Here is an 11500-nt window from a genome sequence, read left to right as displayed (position 1 = left end):
TTCCCACGCCAAAATTAATTTCTTGGCTAAGCGTTTTTGTTTATTTTAACAACCGTAAAAAGGCTTGCAAAACCGCCCTGCTCAATGCCTTGATTTAATGAAGTTAAAAATCCGAATTAACAAAATAAAAACAATTCCCTCCTGTTTATTTGATTCTTTAAATAATTTTTCCTTGGTTTTGTTAACGCGGTGATTTGCTTGATTATCTCGATCACAACAAAAAAATACTTCATTTATTTTTAAGTGTCAGTTGATTTTTTAGTCGCCATTGCTATTGTTGAAGATGAGTAATTCATCGCTCCCGACCCGATAAATAAATCCTATTTTTATACTCAAAAATGTATAAGGACCTGACTATGCCCATTAAAAAATACGTCATTCTTGACAGCAATCCGGCTGCTGTTGGGAATGATGACTTTATTCTATTAGGTTTGAAAAATGAAGGTTTTGCCCGAGGTTGTCCGATGTTATTTGGCGGCACTGCGGATGCAAAAGATGGCCCGGTTGATGGCAAGAACTTTGCCTTAAACGTGATAAAAAGAGAAACCCTGGAAGAAACCCTGAAAAATATTGAAGTAGAACAGGTTGTTCGCTATAAGGTTTTCCCCAATGATATTACATTCTATACCAGCAAGGTATTTCTCTTCACCGGAAAGGTAGCGCTTGGCGGTGAGTTCGCCTGGATACGCAAGGTCAGCAAAGGTAAATTGAAAGCTTATTTCAAAAGTAAACCCTCCGCCACCAAAGATATGTTTGCTCAAGAGCTGTATAACATGACTGCGGATCCTGATGTCGACCCTACCGATGCTCAATTTGCAGAATATCTAGGTTCCGATACCCTGAGCGCCATTTATGCCTATTGCAAAGAAACCTGCAAATAAATTCATAGGTTATTAACACCAAAGCCTGATTTATCTCTGTCATGCTTTTCGCATGTTTATGTCTGAAACTTATTGGGTGCTGATATTATGATCACACAAGGTTATACTTCAGATGAAAAGACTATTGTCAAAAGTGTCATCAGCAAATATAGCAATGCCGGCCTGTTTATTATTCAGCCCGGCGACCCTTTGCTGGTCAGCTTTTACGATATTCAATTAAAACTGGCCGGCCTTGCCTCAGGCAATACTCCGCAGTTTACCCAATGCTGGCAACAGGCAAAACGGCTTAAACGCAGCACCGGCCGGTTGAGCGAAGCCAGTGACGGCGCCGCCCAACCGGTGTACAGCATTGTCCGGCTCGACTCCACCGACGGCAGAAACTACCGCGCCGATGCCATTGGCTCCCTGCCGGTGTCGGCGGCCAATGTGACGCAAACCCTGGGTTTGTTTGACGCTGAAGCGGCCAATGTTGGCGCGGTAAATTACAACCAGGCTTATGTCTACGCCGCAGACTGCACCCTTAGCGCCAACGGGGTCTATCCGGGTAGCCAGATTGCTGCGGATTATCCGGTCACGGTGATTTATACCTTTGCCCAAACCATCAACAACAATACGCTTTACGGCGCGGAAATTATTACCAGCCAGAGTTACCCTAAAGATATTTATAATGAATCACCGCGGAGCATTAACAATCCAAACGAAATAAAAATATGTTTAACCCGCGATGAAGGTGACTGTGATTACCGCAATACTTATGATGGATCGGTCAGAGTGCCCATTAAAGGAAATATCACCTACCTGGGTCAAATTGAACTCAGTGGCGGTCGGCCGGTCAACGCCAGTAATAGTATTTATTTGATTCGCACCCGCGCTGGCGGCGATCCTGTCACGCCATTCGGTGATTATAATATTTTCAACTCACCCAACACCCGAATTAATGGTAACAATATCGCCTGGGATCTGGACTGGCTAAGGTTCAATCAGGTTGATTTTGAGTCTGGCGAATGGGTTTATTATGTCTTCAAGGTGATTCTTAACGTCGACGGAAAAAGCATTGTCAGCTTTATTACCAATGCGCCTAAAAACCTTGAGCCCGACCAGCGATTTTTAAATACCGTACAGTTAAAGCCGATGCGTATTGTTTACGGTTGCCTGGCCGAAGATACAAAAATCCTGATGCAGGATGGCAGTGAGAAACCCATTTCAGCCATCAGTATCGGTGAAATCGTGTTGTCGAGAAATAATCAACCGCTAAGGGTTGAAGCCGTCACCAGCGGCCAGGAACACCATTATATTGAATTCACCCTGCGCAATGACAAAGGCAAAATAACGAATATCACGGCCAGCCGGGGCCATCCTTTTATTACTTCTTCAGGCGTAGTGATAGCCCGTGAATTAAATCATTCTACTAAATTAATCACCCTGGACGGTGAAAGCGAAATCATAAGCATGGTGCAACAACAAGGTAATCTGAAGGTATATAACCTGCAATTGTCCGCCGAACCATCCGCTGACAATGCTCTTTACGACGATAACACCCTGTACGCCAACGGTATCCTGGTCGGCGATATCCAGATGCAGCGCATCTATGAGGATGAATATTACCAACGTCCGGCGAATATCCTGAACAAACTGCCAAAAGAATGGCATCAGGATTACCAAAACCATCTCAACTCGACGGGTAAATAACTTATGTATCAGGGATACCCGGACTTTCAGCAGATTATCATTACCGATCGGCACAGGTTCATTGCGGCCTATCAGCAAAATGATGCCTATTTTTTATACCCGGCATCCCTCGCCATTTTGGCAGCGGATCCCTTGGCGTTCTCGCTGGATATTGTTCGCAGTCCCAGCACCGACAGCATTTACGGTTGGCTGAATTTCACCACCGAACTGCAGTATGCCGGTGACCAAAGTCTGGCGGACTTCAAACAACAGCACCCGGATAAAGCGGTGAAAGTACTGCCCGTGTTGCCTGCCAGCCTGGGCTTTGACGTACCGATTGAGTATCACAGCGCCCTCAGTGGGCAAAGCTATGACCCGACCTGGTATTCGGCGCAGTGCATCCAGTTTATTATTTTGCTGAACTCGGCCAGCACTCAACTGATCGAGAAAACCCTGCTCAATGAGACTATCGGCTTTAATGCCCGGCTGGACGGTTTTGTTGAAGGGGTCTCACCACGGCTGGCGTACTCCGTCGAGTTTGATCCCCGGGAGCTGATACTGGCATTGGCCGCCGGAGTCAAAGGCGCACAGCCTGTTGGCGATGATCGGGTGGCCTTCGACTATGGTCTGCTGACGCAATATCTCTACCAGAATATTGCGCTGCTGCCGCTGCAAATCAGCCCGCCACTGCCAGTGAGCGATCCCGAGGGAAACCTGCTGTTCAGTCAGACGTTGCTTGACCGTCTCTACAATTTTCGGGGCACGCCCTACGCCGGTCCGGCGTCCAGTAATACGGCGATGATCGCACTGAGTATTCCAGCGCAAGGTGGCCGGGTGATCTTCATGCTCGACACAGTGGTACTGAGCCGACGTCCGCTGTGCTTCATACTGGATCCTTTTGCCGCCGCGCAGCAAATTGCCAAGGTCTCACCTGATACCATTATTCACCGCACTACAGCCCCGCCATTACCGCCGGGTGAACAGGAAATCGATGTCTTTTACGTCTTGCCGCTGGGACTGAAAAGCAATGTTTCCATCGATATTCAGCTGACTGTTCCGGCCGGGAATGTTTACCCACTGGAGCAGAGCCAAACCCAACGACTGGGCCCCGACCAGAGCAGGTTGATCTTCCATTTTCATACCAGCGCACTTGAGCCAGCCCCTTTTTTCTACCAAATCCGGGTTAATTATCCGCAGGAAGGAAGCTGGCACACCCTGATCGGTGAACGACGCCCCTGCGCCGAACGAGCGCTGGTACTGGATTACGCCGCATTGCCCTGCCCATTCCTGACCATCAGCCTTGATCCGGGTTTCGCCAAGGAGAGTCGGATTGGCGGTATCTATCATTCTGCCGGTTGGCAGCAGGACTTGGCCTTAACCGCGGCAGAGCCTTATTTCAGTTGCCCGGTTCTCGGTGACGAAACCTTTATTGAAGCAACGGCTTACCAGTTGGCCGGTGGTGGAGTCGTGCCGCTACCGATGCCGATTACCCAGGCCACCACTATCGGGGCTTACAGCTTCCCGCAGTTTGGCTCACAGCGAGCGCGGATCACCGTCACTCTGCCCGCTGAAATGCTCAAAGTCGCATTGACCTTTCAGCCGGAAAGCCAAAGCCGCACCACGGAGCACACCTTTACCCACCAGCAGAACAGCTACGACTACCCCTGGACGGTCACTTCGATTTTTGCCAGTGGGTTTCGCTACCAAATCAGCACCGGCCCATGGTCGGCCTATGTGACCGGCGATCAAACGATTGATGTCAAAGGTGAAAAATGAACACTGAAGAACTGAATCCCCAGCAGACGTTACAAAATTTTTTCCTGCTTGGCAGAGCCCTGGCCTTCCACGACCAAACGCAGCCACCGGGGTGCTATACCTACGGCAGTTATACTCCGCAAGTGGTGCTGGACGGCCCGGGCGGTAAAATCAGTGCGCTGCATTTGCTGACCAGTCCGGGCGGCGGTCTGGCGACCTTTATCGCGCCCAACCTGCCGGTCGACACGGCGGCAATTGAGGCCTATATCCGCCAGCATTTCATTTCGGCACCCGGAAAAATCAGCCTGGAGCAAGGCGATATCCGCCAATCGCTGTTCCTGCGTTTTATCCGCCAGCCAGAGTCAGACAGCTATAACATCGAGTTTGAACTGTCCAAAATGCCGCTGACCCACACTGAGTCAGGCCTGCTGGACAGCGCCATTCGCGGAGCCAAGAGCCAAGTTTATCTGGTGACCCACAGCCGCTTCAGCGTCAGCAGCCGCGCCACCGCCAGGCTGGAGGCCGACTGGGTGGCATTTTTAACCCTGGCCTTCAACGAGCAGGCGCGCCAACCGGAAGTTATCGCCATCCTGCTCAACCAGCAGATCGACGCCGGAGTGATCGCCCTGCTGGAGCAGTTCGACAACGCCCCCTCGGAACAGACCCGCGAGTTGGTCAGGAATTCGTTGGTGAAAACCGCGTCACAACTGGTCAGCAACACGCTACGTAACATCCACTCGATAGATGAGATCCCCAGCAAGCTCAGTTATGACGTCAGCTACAGCAATAGCGTGCCGCAGCGCTATTTGCTGGCGCAGCAGCAGGATATTGCCAGCCTGCTTGGTCAACTGCCTGCCGACAGCATAATCACGTTCACGCCGACGCCATTGCCTGAACCCACTCGGCCGGAAAAACCCGTCAAGCACCGCGAATGCGTAGTGAGCCTGGGCTTCAATCCTAACGGTTTTAATATCACGTCGATTGAGCTGCGTTACGACCAGACACAAACGCCGATGCAGTGGCCCAACTTCCCGCCGGTGACATTGAAAACCACCTCGGAAGTCAGCGATATCACCCTCAAAGTGACGTTTTCTGATTACTCCGGCTATGAGAATCAACTCCAGTGGCAAGACAACATCGCGCTCACTCCGCAAGACCTGGGGTTTTACAGCGTGCTGTTTGAAGCCGAACACCTGAAGGCAGAGTTTAAAACGGTCAGCGGCACCGCGAGCTATTCGCCGGCCAGCCAGGGGAAAAAACAAAACTTTAGCTTTTCGTTCAGCACCCAACAGTGGCAAGCCAACTGGTGGATCAATGCCCATGCCAACGGATTAAACGGTCGCATTGACTACCGTTGGCAAGGAAAAACCGCCTCGATATTCCCCAAAACCTACGACTCTGGCCCGCAGCAGGCCAGCGCCAGCCCCGTCAAACTGCAATACAACAAGTGATATAAACAAGAGGAACACCCTATGTTAACCACCGCTTTGCAGCAATCGGTCAAAATCCCTACGGATAAATATCTGGGTATTAAGGAATATGCCTTTACCTGTTACGGCGACAGTATTGATAAGAATATTTATTATGTGGTGCCAGAGATCCCGGTGTTTGTCGCCAGGGATGCCAAAAGCCCCTATTTCATGTTCTACAAGTATCGCAGTGAAGACACCCAGGGCGGCTATGCGCAATTTACCGTGATGCTGCCGCAGCCTGATTCGGAGATGAAAAGCAAGATCAGCATCGAGTTACTCGGCAAGCTTAAAGATCCGCTGATCGCAAAATCCACCCTGATCGTCAAGTATGTTCAAGCCGAGCAGGCCTCGGTGGCCGATCCCGAAAATGCGACCAAAAAAGCCGCCATGGATACCGCGTTGCGCAATACCAGCCTGAATGACGACCAGGCCGCCAGATTTGTCGCGTTGTATGACGCCAACAAAGGCAATGACCAATTCGTGCTGGAATTGACGCCGACAGAAATCAGGCTGGAAGTCCCGAGACTCACCTCGGCACAGGCCTCATTGATTCTGGACAGCAACGAGAAGTTCTATCGCCAAATCCCCACCACGCTGTCGCCATCAGGCCTGGGGGATAACAACACCGTGTTCAGCCTGTCGTTGACCGGTGAAGGTGCCACCCTGTTCGAACAGGTGTTGAAAGGCACCGATAAAAACTCCAGCGTAGGCATTCGCTTCGACTTCAGCCTGGATGCCTCCCTGCCGGCCGCCAAAGTCACCGTCAGCTACGACAGTGAGATCACCAAGTCGGTAACACAAAGCATCAGCTACCATACCTGGTCGGCCGATGAGAAAAAAATTGAGCGCGAATATATCGAAAAAGGCGCGATCAAGATCGACGTTCAGGTCGGGCTGACCGCCGCAGAAATGGGCATGTCACCTGATCAGTACATCAAATGGAAGGACGGTCTGACCGCCTGGGGTCAGAAACAGGTCGAACAGATTTTAAGTAGCCAAACCGGGTTGGACATGAGCCTCGAGTTGCTTAATGACGCCGACGGTTTTGATAAATTCAAATCCAGCCTCAGCGAAACCAAAAGCTTTACTCGCGTCTATGAAGAAAACTCGGTGGTCTCCTTCTCCATTGCGCCGCAGACCCAGTTGCCGTCGATCCAGTCCATCGTCGGCGAAGCCAATCTGAAAGAGTACTTCAAAGAGTACGATCTTAACGACCCGTTCTATCAGTACATCCAGCCCGAGTTTTTTGTCACTCAGGATCTGGCGAAATACAACGTGGCCAATATCGTGGTGACCGCCTACTACGACAAAGACAACCAGAGCACCCTGCAGTTTTCCCCTGGCGACAGTGGAGCGAAAAAAACCGGCAAATGGTTTATCAAACCTGAATTGGGCCGTGCGTTTAAATATTCCTATACCGTCAACTTCACCGGTATGCAGGCCAAGCCCTACCACTCTGGTGACCTTCAGAGCGATCAGGATCTGATTATCTCCATCAACGTGGCCGAATGCGGCATCGTTTATACCGACATTGCTACGCTGCTTGATCCTATGGGTTGGAAAGTCTTCAGCCAGGTGGTGATCAAAACCCAATATTCCGATCCGGATAAGGGGGTCAAACTCAAGACCAACAGCCAGGTGGTCAATGAGTCGACACTCCCTCAACCCTTTATTTATCCGATTGGCGTCGATGTGGATAAACCGATTTATTTCTCCACCGATTACCAGACCCTGGATGGGGACAGTCTGACCTACATCCCCAACGGCGTTGAGACCAGCCCGCAGCTACCGGGTTATGGGCTGATCCGTGGCCACCAGATTTTGGTCGCCAATGCCCTGCCGAAAACGCAGAAGTACACCATTATCTTCAAACCGACCCAGAAAGACGTCACGTTGATCACCTATGAAATGGTGGTGTATTACCCGAAGTGGGACTTTACGCAGTCCCAATCCCTGGCCCTGACCGAGTTTGATCCTAAGTCCCTCACCCAATATCTGACCTTCGATCTGATGCAGGTGGAAAAAGGCAACGAGGTGAAGATCCATTACGTTTCTACGGTGTATTACGGGGCTGACAATCTTGAAAAAACCGTCGAGAAGGATGTGACAGGAACCAGCACCATCGTGGTGGTGACTTTCTGACGCGCTGAGCCCCCCAGGGCAAAGCTTCTTTGCCCTGATTCACCTTCATAAAATGGAATGGTCGCTATGAACACTCAGGTCGTAGTGCAAAACATCTGTTTTATCCGAGCCGACCCGGACAGGCCGATTTATTATTATTGCGCGGCGGCGCCGGGCATTAGCGTTATTGACGATAACCAGCCCGCCGTCCAGCTACAGATATTTAGAAACAGCAGTCAACCGGCCACGGTTTACTATGCCATGCTGTCGTTGCAAACCCAGTTGAGCAGCAGTCCCGAGGCCGCCCGTGCCGCGGCAGCCGCCAGCCCGGACATGCCGCACGACGCGGTATTATTGCCGTTGCAGGCGATCGGCTGTACTGCCACGCTGAACATTCCCGGCTTTATCGCAGGCCAAACCAGCAAGACCTCCTTGAGCGAGCAGCTCAACTGTTATCTGCTGGCCAAACTGGCCACGGACAGCGATATCGCCCTGCTGGCCAGCCTGATGGCCACACCGGCCACTGCGCCGATTGCCATCAGCTACAAAATTGACTACCTGCAACAACTTCCTCCGGCCACCTTTGAACTGGAGGCCCGCTGGGACCAGGTTTATCAATTCCTGCAACAGTCGGTCGGTTTTAACCTGCTGTTCTTTTCCGTCGACATCGAAAAAACCTCGGCGCAGCTGATCAGCGAAAAAGTGGTGACCATCAAAGTCAGAGACACCGATCCTGATGGCCACTTCAGGCAGGCCACAGCCGAATTGACGCAGATCCTGACCGGTGAGTTTTTTACCCCGGTGTTTGCCGAAGTGCCACAACAAGACAAACCCCAGGCCGGTTTTTACCTGCAACGACTGTCGGTTGAAGATATTGACCAGCGACGTTTAAGCGGAAAACTGACGGAAACCACGGTGGTCAAACGCTCGCTTTATCCGCAGGCGCTGTTTGCTGAACTGGTCGCCGGTACCGACTATCAGGCCGATCGGGTGATCAGCCAAAGCGATCTGCAGGATGATTTCTTCGCCCATCGCGAGGTCCGGATCAATCTGTTGTCCGACGAACTGGACGATAACGTTCAACTGGTGATGGTGCGTCTGCGCTATGGCCCGGACAACAAGCAATACACCTTCCGCCAGGGCGATACCAAACCGAAAATCTTCAGGTCACCCAGTATTATCGACCCACAAACCGGCAAAATGCTGTGGCCCGTCGAGTATGACTTCACCGTCTATCTCAACCAGGCGGTGGGCGGCGTGAGGTCGGTCAGCTCCGGCGCGCTGCAAACCGAATTGAACGATGTCTATCTGGATATTGAGTCGCTCTATGGCCGCTACGATTTTGTCATCAAGGCCGCCAACCTGTTTGACTGGCGCTGGTACCAGTCGGTGTTGGTCACCCTGCGCTGCCGTCCAATCGGGCAGACAGCATCCAGCCTGTCGAAAAGCTTTCAGATTAGCCAGACTGCGCAGCAGGACAGCTACCCGGTGATGCTGCCCAACCCCGACCAGTATTTATTTGACGTAACCAAGGAGTACAGCAGCGCCGCCAACTCACCCCATATCTCTGCGGTGCTGACCGAGCCGACCAGTCAGGATGTGTATCTGCCCTCCAGTTTGTATCACCAACGGGTATTAATGCTGTCCGCCAGTATGGACTGGCAACAGGTGGAGTCGGTGATGGTTTCCGCCAGCTATGCCTATTTGCCCGGCGATGACACTCCGCCTCTGCAGCAAATTTTTCAGTTTACCGAAACCGAAGCCGCCCCCCAGCGCTTTAGCGCCGACCAAATCGCCCCAGAGCGGCTTGCCGTCGACCTGGAGATCTGGTTCAGCTACCTGCCGGGCCAGGGCGGGGATAAACCCGAGTACGTCCAAACCGCCACCGGTCTAGACGCTATTGATATTGCCAACCTCAATTAATTAAGGAAACGCCATGTTATTACTCAGAGCAAGAACCGCCACTATCAACAACATCACCTTCTTTGCCGACGATTCCGATGACAAGCAGTTCTGGTATTTGCCCGGTGATATCCATATCGCAGCGAAAGACGGAAAGCCGATCTTTTCATTGATCAAGTACACCGGCGACGGCAGCGGTCAGCAAGGGGGTTACATCAACTTCGAGGTCAATACCTCGATCGACCCCGCCGAGCTGGACACCGCCTTCAACGAATACCTGCGCAAGCTGAAAGTGGATCCCAAAACCGCCCGCAAGGCCCAGGTTCCCTATGACAAAGGCACGGTGAACTTTTTTGTGCTTGATGTCGGCAGCAATGCCAACGGCGAGTTAATCAGCGCGCAGTGCCCCAGCCTGTTTGGCAACAACAGCGCCATCTTCAGCGCCAAACTGACGCCGCAGCAGGCGGTGATCCTCGAGGCGGCGTTTAATAAGGCACAGGCCCCGGCCGCCGTGGCCTACAACCTTAGCTTTACCGGCATTACCCCGGCACTGAAAGTCGAGGTCGAGGCCAAGTTTGAAAGCCTCTACAAGGAGTTCGACCTGAAATTTGGCGCCAATATCCCGATCCCGGTGGAAACCCCCGCCAGTTTTTGGTTGGGCTTTGACAGCGTGATCAAAAAACTGCAGCAGGATCAGAAGTTAATCATCAAGGTGACCGAGAGCATGCCAAGCGAGGAGGAAGCCAAAGAGAAAGAGTGGGCGCTGCAGTTTGTCAAAGAAGAGATCCTGAAAAGCTTCTTTACCGCGTCGCTTAAACCTAATGATGACAGTAATACCCAGGCCAAATCGGCCAGCGACTCCATTCTGGAATCTCTGCTCGCCAGCGGCAAGGAAGACGGCGAGGAAGGCGGTAAAGGCGGGCTGTTCCCCAGCGCCTCACTGGAGATCAAGCTGGTGCGGATCGAAGAAACCAAAAGCCTGAACTTCAATTACATTTCGTCGAAAGCCCTCAGCCAATCGGCAGTGCCGCAAAACTTTATCGGCAGCGATATCCTGCGCGCCAAAAAAGAACCGCCTTACTTTATTGAAGTGAACGTTAACGATCCCTTCTTCCAGAAAATCGACTTTACCGTATTGGGGCCGGACGGCTTTGCCGAGTACGGCATTAAAGCCGCCACCTTCAAAATCGACTACAACAAACAGGTTTATACCGCCGAGCCGTTTATCACCGATGACGGTAAATGGAGCAAAAACATTTCTCGCAGCAGCGACCGCAATGAACTCTTTGTGATCCACAGCGAGTATGCCTTCAAGTCTGCCGCCACCACCGGCTGGGAAGGCAGCAGCAGCTATCAACCGCAGTCGGTCTCGGCGTCGACCCTGCTGAATTTGGATCCCGGGGCGGTGCTGACCTTCAACGAGATTGCCATCTTCCTCGACCGGAAATTTTCCTGGGAGAATTACAATCAGGTGATCGTCGAACTGACCTATCTGGACGACAAAAAGAGTCGAAAAACCAAGAAATACCAGTTTAATCCGGATAAAACCGAAGAGCAGACCTTTAAGTATCGCTGCCTGACCGAGCAGCCCTGGACGGTTGACTACAAAATCACTTACCTGAAGGTTGGAGGTGACAGCGTCACGATTGACGGCAGCGAAAACCCACCGGCCATTGTTATCCCGGCCGTGGCATAGGTGAC

The 11500-nt window shown here is 51.8% G+C and carries 7 protein-coding genes; all 7 read left to right on the top strand.

The window, feature by feature from the left end; genetic code table 11:
• The first annotated feature begins 356 nt into the window (after positions 1–356).
• The 7 genes from NHG65_RS12625 (at position 357) to NHG65_RS12595 (ending at position 11495) form a co-directional block, all read left to right on the top strand.
• Positions 357–881, top strand: a complete 525-nt coding sequence (locus NHG65_RS12625) for an NUDIX hydrolase (protein WP_207976886.1) — start codon at positions 357–359, stop codon at positions 879–881.
• 426 nt (positions 882–1307) lie between these two features.
• The gene (locus NHG65_RS12620) at positions 1308–2570 is read left to right on the top strand and encodes a Hint domain-containing protein (RefSeq protein WP_499183417.1); all 1263 of its coding nucleotides are present in this window, start codon (positions 1308–1310) and stop codon (positions 2568–2570) included.
• A gap of 3 nt (positions 2571–2573) precedes the next feature.
• Positions 2574–4325 carry a hypothetical protein gene (locus tag NHG65_RS12615; protein WP_207976890.1) on the top strand — a complete coding sequence of 584 codons (1752 nt, stop codon included), beginning with the start codon at positions 2574–2576 and terminating at the stop codon, positions 4323–4325.
• Positions 4322–5755: a hypothetical protein gene (locus tag NHG65_RS12610; protein WP_499183416.1), complete on the top strand. Its 1434-nt coding sequence runs from the start codon at positions 4322–4324 to the stop codon at positions 5753–5755. The genes NHG65_RS12615 and NHG65_RS12610 overlap by 4 nt, the downstream gene beginning before the upstream one ends.
• 21 nt (positions 5756–5776) lie before the next feature.
• Complete coding sequence (locus NHG65_RS12605) at positions 5777–7918, top strand: hypothetical protein (RefSeq protein ID WP_499183415.1); 2142 nt, start codon at positions 5777–5779, stop codon at positions 7916–7918.
• A 66-nt stretch (positions 7919–7984) separates the two neighbouring features.
• The gene (locus NHG65_RS12600) at positions 7985–9820 is read left to right on the top strand and encodes a hypothetical protein (protein ID WP_499183414.1); all 1836 of its coding nucleotides are present in this window, start codon (positions 7985–7987) and stop codon (positions 9818–9820) included.
• 13 nt (positions 9821–9833) lie between these two features.
• Positions 9834–11495: a hypothetical protein gene (locus tag NHG65_RS12595; protein WP_207976899.1), complete on the top strand. Its 1662-nt coding sequence runs from the start codon at positions 9834–9836 to the stop codon at positions 11493–11495.
• Positions 11496–11500 lie beyond the last annotated feature (5 nt).

The sequence above is a fragment of the Serratia myotis genome, assembly GCF_027474885.1.
GTDB lineage: Bacteria > Pseudomonadota > Gammaproteobacteria > Enterobacterales > Enterobacteriaceae > Serratia > Serratia proteamaculans.
The sequence above is the reverse complement of the archived record's forward strand: the minus strand, read 5'-3'. Positions and strand labels throughout refer to the sequence as shown.